General features: G+C 60.2%; 15 protein-coding genes. 8 read left to right on the top strand and 7 right to left on the bottom strand.

The window, feature by feature from the left end; genetic code table 11:
• Window positions 1–17: 17 nt before the first annotated feature.
• Window positions 18–944, bottom strand: a complete 927-nt coding sequence (locus tag ACFQND_RS25965) for a LysR family transcriptional regulator (RefSeq protein WP_371435183.1) — start codon at window positions 942–944, stop codon at window positions 18–20.
• Between the two features lie 90 nt (window positions 945–1034).
• Here ACFQND_RS25965 and ACFQND_RS25960 point away from each other — a divergent pair, with 90 nt between their 5' ends.
• The 7 genes from ACFQND_RS25960 (at window position 1035) to ACFQND_RS25930 (ending at window position 8037) form a co-directional block, all read left to right on the top strand.
• Window positions 1035–2672 (top strand): FAD-dependent monooxygenase, encoded by a 1638-nt coding sequence (locus ACFQND_RS25960; protein ID WP_371435182.1) that lies wholly within the window; start codon window positions 1035–1037, stop codon window positions 2670–2672.
• A 41-nt stretch (window positions 2673–2713) separates the two neighbouring features.
• Window positions 2714–3697 (top strand): Bug family tripartite tricarboxylate transporter substrate binding protein, encoded by a 984-nt coding sequence (locus tag ACFQND_RS25955; protein ID WP_371435181.1) that lies wholly within the window; start codon window positions 2714–2716, stop codon window positions 3695–3697.
• 27 nt (window positions 3698–3724) lie between these two features.
• Window positions 3725–4831, top strand: coding sequence for an aromatic ring-hydroxylating dioxygenase subunit alpha (locus ACFQND_RS25950; protein WP_371435180.1), 1107 nt, complete (start codon window positions 3725–3727; stop codon window positions 4829–4831).
• Entirely contained in the window at window positions 4828–5769 is a 942-nt protein-coding gene (locus ACFQND_RS25945) for a VOC family protein (protein ID WP_371435179.1), read from the top strand. Before ACFQND_RS25950 ends, ACFQND_RS25945 begins: the two co-directional genes overlap by 4 nt.
• Window positions 5770–5791: 22 nt before the next feature.
• Entirely contained in the window at window positions 5792–6661 is an 870-nt protein-coding gene (locus ACFQND_RS25940; protein ID WP_371435178.1) for a fumarylacetoacetate hydrolase family protein, read from the top strand.
• 75 nt (window positions 6662–6736) lie between these two features.
• Window positions 6737–7399, top strand: coding sequence for a 3-oxoacid CoA-transferase subunit A (locus tag ACFQND_RS25935; protein ID WP_371435177.1), 663 nt, complete (start codon window positions 6737–6739; stop codon window positions 7397–7399).
• On the top strand, window positions 7396–8037 hold the full coding sequence (locus tag ACFQND_RS25930; RefSeq protein ID WP_371435176.1) for a 3-oxoacid CoA-transferase subunit B: 642 nt from the start codon (window positions 7396–7398) through the stop codon (window positions 8035–8037). The genes ACFQND_RS25935 and ACFQND_RS25930 overlap by 4 nt, the downstream gene beginning before the upstream one ends.
• A 226-nt stretch (window positions 8038–8263) precedes the next feature.
• Here the strand turns inward: ACFQND_RS25930 and ACFQND_RS25925 are convergent, their stop codons facing one another.
• The 6 genes from ACFQND_RS25925 to ACFQND_RS25900 all read right to left on the bottom strand — a co-directional run bounded on the left by ACFQND_RS25925 (window position 8264) and on the right by ACFQND_RS25900 (window position 13591).
• On the bottom strand, window positions 8264–8848 hold the full coding sequence (locus ACFQND_RS25925; RefSeq protein WP_371435175.1) for a LuxR C-terminal-related transcriptional regulator: 585 nt from the start codon (window positions 8846–8848) through the stop codon (window positions 8264–8266).
• Window positions 8849–9083: 235 nt separating this feature from the next.
• A complete protein-coding gene (locus ACFQND_RS25920) occupies window positions 9084–10409 on the bottom strand; it encodes a tryptophan--tRNA ligase (protein WP_371435174.1) in 1326 nt (441 codons plus the stop codon).
• A gap of 19 nt (window positions 10410–10428) precedes the next feature.
• Window positions 10429–11097: a site-2 protease family protein gene (locus tag ACFQND_RS25915; protein WP_371435173.1), complete on the bottom strand. Its 669-nt coding sequence runs from the start codon at window positions 11095–11097 to the stop codon at window positions 10429–10431.
• A gap of 50 nt (window positions 11098–11147) precedes the next feature.
• On the bottom strand, window positions 11148–11783 hold the full coding sequence (locus ACFQND_RS25910) for an L-threonylcarbamoyladenylate synthase (protein ID WP_371435172.1): 636 nt from the start codon (window positions 11781–11783) through the stop codon (window positions 11148–11150).
• A gap of 18 nt (window positions 11784–11801) precedes the next feature.
• Window positions 11802–12716 carry a DMT family transporter gene (locus ACFQND_RS25905; protein WP_371435171.1) on the bottom strand — a complete coding sequence of 305 codons (915 nt, stop codon included), beginning with the start codon at window positions 12714–12716 and terminating at the stop codon, window positions 11802–11804.
• Window positions 12713–13591: a 3',5'-nucleoside bisphosphate phosphatase gene (locus ACFQND_RS25900; protein ID WP_371435170.1), complete on the bottom strand. Its 879-nt coding sequence runs from the start codon at window positions 13589–13591 to the stop codon at window positions 12713–12715. Before ACFQND_RS25900 ends, ACFQND_RS25905 begins: the two co-directional genes overlap by 4 nt.
• Window positions 13592–13727: 136 nt before the next feature.
• Between ACFQND_RS25900 and ACFQND_RS25895 the strand changes: the two genes are divergently transcribed.
• On the top strand, window positions 13728–14411 hold the full coding sequence (locus ACFQND_RS25895; protein WP_371435169.1) for a glutathione S-transferase: 684 nt from the start codon (window positions 13728–13730) through the stop codon (window positions 14409–14411).
• Window positions 14412–14473 lie beyond the last annotated feature (62 nt).

Raw genomic sequence — 14473 nt, 5'->3', positions numbered from 1 at the left:
GGGCGTACGTCAACGGGCTAGGCTGCAATCGCGGGCTCTCTCGCCACGGCATAAACCAGCTCACGCAAAAACCTGATGGATGGATCCCCGGCCAGCCTGGGGTGCCAGTACTGCCGGATGGTGATGGCCGGAATCACCTTAGGCAGGCGCACCACCTTGATCGCCGAAATCGGCAAAAACAGCTCATACAGCTCTCGCGGAATAACCGCAATCAAATCGCTGGCGGCAACAATGAATGGAATCGCAGCGATGTACTGGCTTGTCATGTGCACGGTCAGTGAATGACCGCCCTTGCGCAATTGCGACTCCAGCCAGGTCGTGGTGCTGGGCGTCGCCCCCAAATGAACCTTGGGCGCACGGCCAAACTCGCGCCAGCTTAAAGACTGGCCAATGCTCGGGTGGTCACGACGCGCAACGCAGGCGTAGTCACGCTGGTACAGGCGCTGCTGAAACAGCCTGGTATCGGAAGTCGCAAAAAAACCGGCCGCAGTGTCGATATCTCCCGATTCAAGCAACTGTGAAAGATTGACGGCATTGACGGGCACAGGCATCAGGCGTGCGTTCGGAGCCAGCTCGGCAAGCCGCTTGACCAGACGCGGCAACAGAGTCAACGCGCCCAGCTCATTCATGCCTATCCGGAACTCGCGCCTGGTCTCCAGCGGATCAAAACTTTTGATGCCACCGATTTCGGCTTCCATGATACGGAGTACTCGGCTGGCCGGCTCAGCCACCCGCAAAGCGAACGGCGTGGCGGCCATCCGGTTCCCGACCCGCACAAACAGCGGATCACCAAACCGCTTGCGCATGCGCTCAACCTGGTAGCTCAAGGCGGACTGCGTTACCCCCAGACGCACGGCAGCCTTGGTCACGGTGCCGTCCTCAATGAGTGCCAGCACCACCCGCAGGTCGGAAAGCTGCGGCATGTCTGTATCTAATGTTTTCATAACCTCTATTGATGTAATGATCTTTCCAATCATTGTCGCCGCACTTATGCTGGCGCACTTAAAGAGGCAAAGATGGAAGAAAAAAAGACAATGTCGGAGATAAACACTGACGTACTGATAGTGGGGGCAGGGCCGGCCGGCCTCGCACTTGCTGTGGAGCTTGGCACCCAGGGACACACCTGCGTCGTCGTTGAGCGAAATGACCGCGTCGGCTATGCGCCGCGCGCAAAGACCACCAATGTCCGGTCACGCGAACTTTTCCGGCGTTGGGGCATTGCGGACAAACTTGCCGCGGAGTCGCCTTTCGGTGTTGACTTCCCATCCGACGTGGTTTTTGCAACCAGGCTGGGCGGCCATGAGCTCCATCGTTTTTCCAATGCATTCAATTGCAATCCGCAGAGGGATGATCGTTTTTCCGAACATGCGCAGTGGATTCCCCAATACAAGGTTGAAGGGGTTCTGAAGGCGCACGCCAGTGAGTTGCCCGGTATACAAATGCTTTTTGCAACACAGCTGGACGACTTCAGGGAGGACGGGGAAACGGTCGTCGCTACCGTCAGCGACGTGAATACCGGCGAGTCGCAGCAGGTACGCGCCAGATACATGGTCGGTGCCGATGGCGCGCGCAGCACCGTGCGCGAGCGGCTGGGCATCAGGATGGAGGGGATTTCACCGCTTTCCCACAATCACAACATCATTTTTCGCGCTCCCGGGCTGGCGCAGCGGCACCAGCTGGGCCGCGCCGTCATGTACTGGCTGATCAACCAGGAGGTTCCCTCGGTATTGGCACCGCTTGACTCGGACGACAAATGGACTTTCGGCTGCCCCAAACTGGCAGACGCGTCAGTGCAGCCTGAGGACCTGATACGCAAGGCGCTTGGCTTTGAAATTGACATCGAAATTCTCAGCCGCGATGAATGGACTGCGCACCAGTTGATTGCGCAAAAGTACAGTGAAGGGCGTGTTTTTCTGATTGGTGACGCCTGCCACCTTCACCCGCCCTTTGGCGGTTACGGCATGAACATGGGTATAGGGGACGCCGTCGATCTGGGCTGGAAACTGTCTGCAGCTCTGTCAGGCTGGGGCGGTGAAAACCTGCTGGCCAGTTATGAAATCGAGCGCCGGCAAATCCATCGCCGGGTGATCGATGAATCTGTAGCCAACCATGCGTTCAATTCGAAAGGGCTGGTGGTACCAGGCCTCGAAGATGAAGGTGATGCGGGCAAGGCCATCCGATCGGCCGTGGCTGCCACCATCAAGGAAACCAAACGACGCGAGTTCTATTCGCTTGGCGTCGTGCTTGGCAGCAGTTACCAGGCTTCCCCCTGCCTTGCACAGGAAAAAGAGGCTGCAGCGGCAAGCAGCGGCAGCTCCGATGAATATGTCCCAAGTGCGCGCCCCGGTTGCCTGGCGCCACATGCCTGGCTTGGGGCCGGACGATCAATGGGCGCCTCGCTGTACGACCATTTTTCAACCAGCGGACTCACCCTGCTGGTAACCACAAAAATCGCAGCCAACGTTGTGGACCCGCTGGTCCAGGCTGCTGCAGGCGCTGGGATCCCATTAAAGATTCTGCTCCAGCCGGCTAAGGAATTGCACGAACTCTATGCCTGCGACCTCGCATTGATCCGCCCGGACCAGTACGTGGCCTGGCGCGGCAACAACATCCATGAGGCTTGCAATGCCCTCGCAACCATTGCCGGCAAATCGCTGGAAACAGTTAGCTGAATTTCGAACCCGCAATTTTTATAAAACCGAAGGAGACTCAAATGAACAAATTTCGACGCCAATTGACAGCAGCCTGCGCGCTGGCAACCCTTGTCCTGGCCGCAGGCACCGCAAGCGCACAAACCCCTGCCTGGCCAACCAGGGCCGTACGCCTGATGGTGCCTTCACCCGCAGGTACTGCGCCCGACATCATCGCGCGCGTCATGGGCGACAAATTGTCCAAGGCCTGGGGCCAGCCCGTCATCGTCGAGAACCGTCCCGGCGCGGGCGGCACCATTGGCCTGAGCGTCATCAAGAACGGCACGCAGGACGACCACACCTTTGCGTTTGTACCCGCCTCCATCATCACCCTGTCGACCTATATGTTCAAGAGTGCGCAAGTCGATGCAGTACGTGACTTTGTGCCTGTCGCACTTGTTGCCGAAGGCCCGATGATGATGGCAGTGAGCGCTTCATCGCCGGCCAACTCCCTGGCCGATGTGATGGCCATGGCGAAGAAAAACCCGGACACCTTTGTTGTCACATCACCATCCATGTATTCAGTGCCGCACCTCACCGGTGACCTCCTTGCCAAGGCCGCCGGCGTGCCCATGCGTGCCGTGCCTTATGCCAACAGCGGCGCAGCGATTGCGGCCGTAATGAATAACGACGCACAACTCATCATTGACGGTATCCCGCCAATCGACCCCATGGTCAAGGGCGGCAAGCTGAAGGCGATTGCCGTGTTCTCCGACGGCCGCCTGCCGAATCGTCCTCAACTCCCATCGGTGGCTGAAACCTACCCCGGCATGGTCGTCAATGGCTGGTTCGGCATCATCGCGCCCAAGGGCACCAGCGACAAGGCCATTGAGCGCGTCAACCGTGATGTGGTCCAGGTCGCCAGGACGCCCGAGCTGACCGAGCGCTTTGATGCTTTCGGGGTGTACGCCAGGAACCTGACGCCGGCCCAGTTTGGTAAATACTGGCACGACGACCGCGTACGTTGGGAAAAAGTGCTGCAGGACGTTGGCGCCAAGCCGCAATAACAGTCCCGCTGAGAAAAGGAACACAGCATGTTTGCATACAACGCCTGGTACATGGGTGCCTGGGCCGATGAGGTCAAACCACAAGGCCTGCTGGGCCGAATCCTGCTCAATCTTCCGGTTGTTTTTTACCGCACGGAAGACGGCACCGCGCTCGCGCTGGAAGACCGCTGCTGCCATCGTGCCTTGCCGCTGTCGCATGGCTGCGTGGTCGGTGACCAGTTGCAGTGCGGCTACCACGGCCTGGTTTATGACCGCAACGGCCTGTGCGTCAAGGTGCCAGGCCAGGAGCGTGTGCCTGCGCAGGCAAAAGTCCGGAGTTACCCTGTCGTCGAGCAGGATGACATGCTCTGGATCTGGATGGGCGATCCGGCACTGGCCGACCCCGCGCTGATCGCACGCCACCCCTGGCATAACGACCCGGGCTGGGCCTGGGTCAAGGACAGGTATTCCATCAAGGCCAACTACCAGTTGATCACCGACAACCTGATGGACCTCACGCATGTGGGTTATGTGCACCAGCGCACCATAGGCGGCACGCCACAGGCGCATTCGGATGCGGACACAAAAACCACACGCTCGGAAACCGGCGTCAGCGTAGCCCGGTGGATGATGGACTCGGTGCCGCCACCCAGTTATGTCGCCGCGCACAAGTTCAACACCCCGACGGTGGACCGCTGGATGGAGATTGATTTCTTGCCGCCTGCGGCCGTGCGGATTCATACCGGGGCCAAGGATGTCAACAGTGGCGCGCGCGAAGGAGACCGTACGGGCGGATTTGCCTTCATGGGCCTGAACCTGCAAACGCCCGAAACAGAAAAGACGACCCACTATTTCTGGTCGGGCGCGCGCACCTGTGCGCCCGGAGAGTCAGGGCACGTCAAGGTGAGAGAGCAACTGATGCAAAGCCTGCCGCTCACGTTTGGTGAGGACAAGGTCGTGGTTGAGGCGCAGCAGGAAGCCATCGACAGGCAGGAAGACGCGCCGCTGGTGATGATCGCCTCGGATGCCGGGCTGGTCCATGCCCGCCGGCTGGTGTCGGCAATGATCGAAAACGAACAAAAAAACAGAGCGCGTGCGGGCAGCGACGAAAAGCCGCTGCAATTCGCACGCCAGCCCCAGGAGCAAACATCATGAAAACAGATATCGAGTCCGCTTATATTGTTCTGGAGAGCCGCAATCCGGCCGCCATCAACAAGTACTTCGGCGAAGTCATCGGCCTGATGCCGGGGCAGCCTACGCCAGGTGGTGCCTCCACCTGGCGCGCCGATGACAAGGCGCAGCGCGTTGTGCTGGCCCAGGGGCCGGCTAATGATGCAACTTGCATTGGCTTTGAAGTCACCAGCCGCGAGGCTTTTGATGCGGCCGTGTCGCGCCTGCGCGCGCTGGGCCTGGAGCCGGTGCAGGGAACGGCTGCGCAGAACAAGGAACGCCGGGTGGCCGCAATGGTCAGGGTGCCCGCACCCTGGGGTGTGGAGGTCGAGCTGGTGCTGGGCCTTGAAAACGCTGCCACGCCATTTGCGAGCGCCGTGTATCCCAACGGCTTTGTCACCGGAAGCCAGGGCTTCGGCCATTTCGTTTTTGGGGTTGCCGGTGCGGACGCATACGAAGCATCGCGCAAGTTTGCGCTGGAAGGCCTGGGCCTGAAGCTCTCAGATTACCTGCGCCTGCCCATGGGGCCGGTGGAACTGAACGTCTCGTTCTTTCACTGCAACGCGCGGCACCATTCACTCGCGATTGCCCAAATACCTGCACCTGAAGTTCCGCAGAAACTGCACCACATCAATTTTGAAGTGAAGCAGGTTGCCGATGTAGGCGCCGCCTATGAACGCGCGCTGGCTGCGGGCACACCGCTTGCCAACATGCTGGGCCAGCATGAAAACGACGGCATGGTCAGTTTCTACAGCGTCGGCCCCGATGGCTGGCAGGTCGAAGTCGGTGCTACTGGCCGGCAGATCACGGACAACTGGGACGACGTGCGCGAGTACAACCGCATCAGCATCTGGGGCCATCAGCCGCCCGCCGTCTTTGCGCAAATGCAGGGCCTCACTGCACCAGCTACCTCAGCCATTTAAATCAGCCAACCTTGAATAATTCATGAAACTCGTAACTTTCTCGTGCCGCGGGCACCTTTCCATCGGCAAAATCGTCGGCGACCAGGTCGTTGATTTGCCGGCTTCGGACGCCAGCCTGCCCACCACCATGCTTGAGCTGCTCTCCGGTGGTGCCACCTTGATGCAGCGCGCCCGTGATGTGAATGCCAGCAAGGGTGTGACGTATCCGCTGGCTGATGTGCGCCTCGAAGCGCCTGTGCCCAACCCCAGCAAGTTCCTCGCCATCGGCATGAACTACGCCAAGCATGCCGCGGAAGCGCGCCAACTCGGCGTCCAGGTGCCTGACAGCCAGGTCTGGTTCAACAAGCAGGTGTCTTGTGTCAATGGACCGTTTGACCCGGTGCACATGCCCAGGGTGTCGGACAACCTGGACTACGAAGCTGAACTTGGCGTGGTCATCGGCAAGCGCTGCCGCCATGTGTCTGCCGCCGATGCCCGCTCGGTGATTGCCGGTTACCTGGTCTGCAACGATGTCTCGGTGCGCGACTGGCAAAAACGCTCGGCCACCATGACGTTGGGCAAGTCCTTCAACACTACCGGCCCCATTGGCCCGTGGATCGTGACGGACGACGAGGTAGCCGACCCGCACAATCTGAACCTGCGCATGCTCGTCAACGGCCAGGTCAAGCAGGAAGTGAACACCGGCGAGATGGTTCACAACATCTATGAACAGATTGCCTACCTCTCAACCGTCATGACGCTGGAGCCAGGCGATTTGCTGGCCACGGGCACGCCTTCAGGGGTTGGCGTGGCCATGAGCCCGCCGTCGTGGCTGAAAGTCGGTGATGTCATGCGCGTTGAAATTGATGGCATAGGCCATATTGAAAACATCGTTGTAGCGGAACCCGTCTAGAAAATTCGGTTTCCGGAATACTGCGAGGTGCACGTCCCGTGCAGGGCAAGGTGCGCCCGATGAAACATAAAAACAATGATCAATAAAATCGTCAACAACCCGACGGATGCCCTGGACGGCGTCCGTGACGGGGCAACCATACTTGTCAGCGGCTTTGGGGATGCGGGGATGCCGCACGAACTGCTTTACGCGCTGATAGACAAGGGCAGCAAAGACCTGACGGTCATCACCAACAACGCTGGAATCGGTGAGACCGGCATAGGTGCACTGCTTGCCGCGGGACGGGTTCGCAAGCTGGTCTGTTCCTTTCCCAGAACCCCGGAACCTTCTGTTTTTGAAAAGCTTTATGCGGAAGGAAAGATCGAGCTTGAGCTGGTGCCCCAGGGTACCTTGAGCGAGAGGATACGCGCTGCAGGCGCCGGCATCGGAGGTTTCTACACCCGTACTGGCGCTGGCACGCAGCTGGCCGAAGGCAAGGAGACCCGCGAGATTGACGGCCAGACATATGTCTTCGAGAAGCCCTTCAAATGCGACCTTGCCTTCATCAAGGCTGACCGGGCGGATCGCTGGGGAAACCTGACCTATCGGCTTTCGGCGCGTAATTTTGGACCGGTGATGGCCTGCGCAGCTGCATTGACGATCGCACAGGTCCGGCAGGTTGTGTCGCTTGGGGCGATTGCACCTGAGGATGTGGTTACTCCGGGGATTTTTGTGAACAGGGTTTGGTGCACGGAATGACAGTCGATATCAAACATGCGATCGCGCAAAGAGCCGGCCGGGATTTGCCGAACGGCGCTTATGTGAATCTTGGCATAGGCCTTCCGACGCTGGTAGCAGGCTACCTGCAGCCCGACAGGGAAATCGTTTTCCATAGCGAAAATGGACTGCTGGGTGTTGGCCCTGCACCAGCGCCGGGCAGCGAAGACCCGGACCTTATCAACGCCGGAAAAATCCCGGTCACCTTGCTCCCGGGTGCGTCGATTTTTCACCACAATGATTCTTTCGTGATGATCCGCGGCGGGCATATCGACTATGCATTGCTGGGTGCCTTCCAGGTGTCGGCGGATGGTGACCTGGCCAACTGGACGACCGGCCCGGACGGGAAACCCCCGGCCGTGGGTGGCGCCATGGATTTGGCGGCGGGCGCGAAATCAGTCTGGGTGTTGATGGAGCACTGCACCCGGCAAGGCTTGCCGCGAATACTGGAAACATGCGCGTACCCGCTCACTGCGGCGCGCGTTGTCAAGCGCATCTACACAGAGCTTGCTGTTATCGATGTCAGCGAGCGGCTTGAAGTCATTGAGCTCGCGAAAGACGTGACATTCGAATACCTGCAGGGTGTGACGGGCGCCAAATTGCATCTAACCCAAGGGTGATCAGAAAAGCCGAAGGCCCTGAGCCGGGCTGATTGGAGATGGCGCCGCTGTTGCGGAACTGGAGCGCCCGTCTCGGACACCGGCGAGTAGAGGTTGACCGTCATCTTTCTCAAGACGACTGGAGGCCCAGTCCGTCTGATTTTCGGCTAACCCTTCGCGATACATAACGGCCTGCCGCTATTAAAAAAAAGACAGCTCAGGCCGCTCTTGTTCCTGACGCGAGGATTTACAACAGGCCCTGGGTCCGCGCCAGGTGGCTGGCCTGTGAGCGGCTTTTGACATTCAGCCTGCGAAACAGCCGCCAGAGGTGGACCTTGACGGTGTGTTCGCTGATTTGCAGCGACTCGGCAATGTCCCGGTTGCTCATGCCCTTGTCGAGCAGGTTCAAAAGCTGCTTTTGCCGCTTGGACAACTTTTCTGGCGGTGCCAACCCTTCTGCGCCGGGTTCTTCGTTCAGGAATGCCCGCAGCGCGTTGGCGATTTCGCCGGCGCTGGCGGATTTCTGGATAAATGCGTTTGCGCCGGCTTCCATCGCCAGGTCCTCGTAGTCCTTTGCCGCGGCAGCGGTCAGCACGACGATGGGGGTATCGGGAAACTGCTGCCGGAGTTCCCGGACACCGGAGACACCGTGGGTATCGGACAGCACCAGTTCGAGACAGATTAACTCAGGCATGCCTTGCGCATTGACCGCATGTGCAACGGTCGCCAGCCTGTCGAGCTCAATCACCGTGACTGCCTGGCCGAGGCGGCGTATCAGTGCCCCCACGGCTTCACGCATCAAGGGATGCCCATCTATGACAAAAACGCTCATGAATTAGGTCTAAAAATAGTGACAATGCTTTTAAAAAAGCAAGCATAACCGTTCAAAGTAAACTTGAACGGTTAAGAAATTTTTAAAGACCGGTATTTCTTCGCATTTATTGTGTGTTCGAGCAACAGCCTTGATGCACAGTTAGAAAACTAATAATTTTTTGTTAATTTTTTTGATGTGAATAAATCAGGCTGGCAATCCGGCCATGAAACCGTTGCTTGTCCCACGGATTTATTTACGCACCAGCGCTTGCGTCAAGCAGCTGTTGCAGCGCGTCGGCGATGTCGCCAGGGCCAATACCCTCAACCGGTTGCAGTTTTCCTTCAAGTGCCTTTAATGCTGCCGCGCCTTGTTGCTGCAGTGATGCAATGGCAAGCGCGGCCTCTTTCGGCACCGCAAAACCCTGGCTTTGCAGCAGCAGCCGGCCATCGCTGCCGAGCAGCTTGAAATAGAACTGCCCGTCGGCTTCGCGGTATTGCTTGAAGCTGGCCAGCGAGGTTTTGGCGGCCTTCTGTTTGCCTGCCGGCGCGGCGGGCGCGGCCAGTTTGCGCAGGCCCACGGCCTGGCGCAACTCGCGCATCAGGGGCGTGGCCAGGCGCCTGGCCTTGTCGGCGCCAGCCAGCAAAATCGCTTCGATCTTTGCCGGGTCATTGATCAGGGCATGGTACTGCTCGCGCATGGGGGCGATGTCCTGGTCTATGCGCTCGAACAGCCTGGTTTTTGCATCGCCCCAGCCTATGCCATCCGCATAGGCCTGCCGCATGGCGGCAGTTTCTGCCTCGCTCGCAAAGGCCTGGTAGATCTGGAACAGCGCGGAACCTTCGACTTCCTTGGCCTCGCCGGGCGCGCGCGAGTCGGTCACGATACCTGCGATGAGTTTCTTGAGCTGCTCGCGTGAGGAGAAAAGGGGGATGGTGTTGTCGTAGCTTTTGCTCATCTTGCGGCCGTCCAGGCCGGGCAGGGTGGCAACGGATTCCTCTATCAGCGCCTCGGGCAGCACCAGGTGCTCGCCGTACAGGTGGTTAAAGCGCTGCGCCATGTCGCGCGCCATTTCAATGTGCTGGATCTGGTCACGGCCCACCGGCACCTTGTGCGCCTTGAACATCAGGATGTCGGCACCCATCAGCACCGGGTACATGAAAAGGCCTGCGGTGACATCCGAATCAGGGTCGTTGCCGGCGGCCTCGTTCTTGTCGACCGAAGCCTTGTAGGCGTGAGCGCGGTTCAGCATGCCCTTGCCGGTGACGCAGGTCAGCAGCCAGGTCAGTTCGGGGATTTCAGGGATGTCGGACTGGCGGTAAAAAGTCACACGCTCCGGGTCCAGCCCTGCTGCCAGCCAGCTGGCTGCTATCTCCAGCGTCGAGCGCTGTATGCGTTCAGGCTCGTCACATTTGATCAGCGCGTGGTAGTCGGCCAGGAAGTAAAAACTCTCTGCGCCAATGCCCTTGCTGGCGGCCACGGACGGCCGGATGGAGCCGACATAGTTGCCCAGGTGGGGTGTGCCCGAAGTGGTGATGCCGGTCAGGAAGCGTTGTGCAGGCAGGGGTGATACTGGATTCATACAGGGGTCAAACGGCGGTTTAGCGAAGCAGGGAAATCAGGGGCATGGTGAGGGTGTTCAGCACGGCATAGCCGATGGCCATCAGGGGACGCAGCCAGTAGGTGCCCACGACACCGGCAATCACCAGTCCCATCACGATAAAAAAGCCCCAGGGCTCGATGCGCGAGACCCACTGGGCCTGCTTCCATGGCAACAGGCCAACCAGGATGCGGCCGCCGTCCAGCGGGGGCAGTGGAAACAGGTTAAAGGCCCACATGACCAGGTTGACCAGCGCGCCTGCCTGCGCCATCTGGATGAAAAACCGCTCCTGCACGCCCAGCCAGGCCATGAGCACCAGCGCAAGCGCCCAGAGTATGGCCTGCACAAAATTGGAGGCCGGGCCTGCAAGTGCTACCCAGACCATGTCGCGTTTGGGGTTGCGCAGGTTGCCGAAGTTCACCGGGACGGGCTTGGCATACCCGAACAAAAAAGCCCCCGACGTGGCGAAGTACAGCAGCAGGGGCATGGCGATGGTGCCCAGCGGGTCGATATGCTTGAGAGGGTTCAGCGTGACACGCCCCAGCATCCAGGCGGTGTTGTCGCCGAAATAACGGGCTACATAACCATGGGCGGCCTCGTGGATCGTGATGGCGAACAACACGGGCAGGGCGTAGATGGCGACGGTTTGAATCAGGTTGGCTATATCCATGCGCTGATTGTCTCAGACCCGCTTAAAGCCCTGGCGCCCCGGGATGGGGATTACAGCCCAAGCGCCGCCACGTCACCGCGGCCCTGCCGGATCACGACGGCTTCGCCGCCGTCGCCCATGGGCGTGAGGTCGATCACCGTGGTGGGTTGCTGGTGGCAGGCTCCGGCATCAATCACGGCGGCCAGTTCACGTTCCATCAGGTCGCGTATCGCGCCGGCATCGTTGAGGGGCAGGGTCTCGCCGCGCGGAATCAGCGTGGTGGCCAGCAATGGTGCGCCGTGCAGTTCCAGCAGGCACTGCAGGGTTTTGTGCTCGGGCACGCGCAGGCCTATGGTCTTGCGCGAGGGGTGGCTCAGGCGACGCGGCACCTCTTTGCTGGCTTCCAGGATGAAGGTGTAGGGGCCAGGCGTTGCGGCTTTCAGCAGGCGGAACTGCCGGTTGTCTACGCGGGCGTAGTTGGCCAGCTCACTCAGGTCGCGGCACAGCAGGGTCAGGTGGTGCTTGTCGTCCACGCCGCGAATGCGCCGCAGGCTGTCGGCTGCAGCCTTGTCGTCGAGGTGGCAGACGAGGGCGTAGCTTGAGTCTGTAGGCACGGCTGCAATGCCGCCGCGCTCCAGCAGGCTCACCGCCTGTTTGAGCAGGCGGAGCTGCGGATTGTCAGGATGGACTTCAAAAAACTGGGCCATGGCGTGATGTCAGTGAATTCAGGCTTCCACTGGTTGTATTGCAATTTGCCTGGATGCACGGCCTTCGTGAACCGTCAGCCAGGCGCCGCCCGCGCCGCAGATGGCAATCATGACCATGCCAATGGTTGACCAGCCGTCCGGCACATGTGAAAAAACCAGCCAGCCGCCTATCATCGCAAAGCCGATTTGTGCATAAAGATAGGGCGTCAATGATGCTGCCGGGGCGCCCTGGTAGGCGAGGATCATCAGAAAGTGCCCGACGGTTGCGAACACGCCCATCAGCATGAGCAGGGTCCACAGTTGCCATGAAATCGCCGACGTCCAGACAAAGGGCAGCGCGAAGGAAACTGCCAGCGTTCCAACCCACCCGGTGTACAGGTGCATGGTGACGGGATCTTCGGTTCGGGCCATTTTGCTGGTCAGCACCTGGAAAGCTGCATTGCACGCCACCAGACCAAGGGGCAGTACGCTCGCCCACGTGAAGGCGTCGCCTCCGGGACGCATGATGATGAGCGAGCCGGCAAAACCACCGGCAACGAGCAGCCAGCGCAACGGCGAGACTTTTTCCCCGAGCGAAGTCAGGGCCAGCAAGGTGATGGCCAGGGGCGTGATCATCACGATGGCTGTGAACTCTCCCACCGGCAGGTAACGCAGGCTGATGAAGGCCAGCAGGCTGCTGGTGAGGATCAGCAACCCGCGTAGCAGCTGGAATTTAGGGTGGGCCGTCTTGAAGACCGACAGGCCGCGTGTGGGCAACACCAGCAAGGTCGTCGACACGGCCTGGAAGGCATAACGAACCCACAGCGCCATTACCAGAGGCACGCTCGCGGTGACGTATTTTGTGGTGGTGTCCAGGCCTGCGAAACAGGCCATGGCCACCAGAATGAGCAGGATGCCGTTCATGCCCGACGCGGCTGTTGCTGGCCGGCTCACTGGATGCGGTCCGCCAGCAGTTCCCAGACCGGGGTCAGCCCGCCAGGCAAAAAGGGCAGGGTGCCCAGGTCGGTGTGGCTTTCTTCCGGGCTGTGGAAGTCGCTGCCGCGCGAGGCGGCCAGGCCGAACTCCCTGGCGGTCTCGGCATATTTCACATACTCCTGTGCGGTGTGGCTGCCGGTGACGACTTCCACACCCTGGCCGCCGTGGGCCTTGAATTCGGTGAACAGCGCGTACTCCTCGTTGGGCGTGAATTTGTAGCGCGCCGGGTGCGCAATGATGGCCATGCCCCTGGCGCTGGTAATCCATTTGACCGCATCGTGCAGCGAAGCCCAGCGGTGCGGCACATAACCCGGCTTGCCTTCGGTCAGGTATTTGCGGAAAACTTCGGCGGTCTCCTTGCAGACGCCGCTTTCCACCAGGAAACGCGCAAAGTGGGTGCGTGAAATCAGCTCGGGGTTGCCGACGAACTTCAGCGCGCCTTCATAAGCGCCCTTGATGCCGACCCTGGCCAGGCCGTCCGACATTTCCATGGCACGCTGCCCGCGGCCGCCGCGAGTCTTGTGCAGGCCCTGCACCATGTCTGCATCGTCCGGGTCAAAGCCCAGGCCCACGATGTGCACGGTTTCATTGGCGAATGTGACGGAAATCTCGGTGCCGGTCAGGTACTTCATGCCGTTGGCCCTGGCCGCTGCTGCGGCGCGATGCTGGCCGCCGATTTCGTCATGGTCCGTCAGGGCCCAGAGCTCCACGCCGTTGGCCTTGGCGCGCGCTGCCAGCGCTTCCGGGGTCAGGGTGCCGTCGGACACGACCGAGTGGCAGTGCAGGTCGGCATTCAGGATGCTGGAGGCGGGGGGCGTGGTCGAAGGGGTCACCAGCCCATTTTAGGCTTTGCGGCGCGGGCCTGCACGGCGTGTCAGCTTACCCGTCTCGCCAGATGGTCAAGCTGACTGCACAATGGCACCTGTCTCGCCGATGCCCGGTGGGTCCTGCCCCAAGGAAGCGAAGCTCATGATTGTTGTCCATCACCTGAACAATTCCCGCTCGCAGCGGGTCCTCTGGCTGCTTGAAGAGCTGGGCCTGGAATACGAGATCAAGCGTTACGAGCGCGACCCCAAAACCATGCTGGCACCGGCCTCGCTGCGCGCCGTGCACCCGCTGGGCAAGTCGCCGGTCATCACCGACGGCGAGCTGACGTTGGCCGAGTCGGGCGCGATCATTGAATACCTTGTCGAGCGTTATGGCGCAAGTGTGGGCAAGGGCCGCCTGGCGCCCGCAGCCGGCACACCCGCTTACCTGCGTTACCGCTACTGGCTGCACTATGCGGAGGGCTCGCTGATGTCGCCGCTGCTGCTCAAACTGGTGTTTGACAAGATAGAGCGCTCGCCCATGCCGTTTTTTGCCAAGCCTATCGCCAGGGCCATTTCGGGCAAGGCCAAAAGCAGCTTCATCACGCCGCAAATCGCCACGCACCTGGATTATCTGGAAGGCGAGCTGGAGAACAATGAGTGGTTTGCCGGCAAGGAATTCTCGGCGGCTGATGTGCAGCTGAGTTTTCCAATCGAAGCCGCAGCCGCGCGCGGCGGGCTCAATGCCGGCCGGCCCCGTCTGATGGATTTTTTAAGCCGAATCCATGCACGGCCCGCCTACAAGCGGGCCATTGAACGTGGGGGTGAGTACGAACTGCTCAGCTAGGACTTTTTACATGCTATTAAAAGCATAGCTGGTTGCGCGCATATGCAGGCGGCCAGCAGCCT

Origin of the sequence: Polaromonas aquatica (assembly GCF_042659145.1) — a bacterium.
GTDB classification, from domain to species: Bacteria; Pseudomonadota; Gammaproteobacteria; order Burkholderiales; family Burkholderiaceae_C; genus Polaromonas; species Polaromonas aquatica.
Note: the sequence above shows the minus strand (reverse complement) of the source record. Positions and strands in the feature narration are given on the sequence as shown.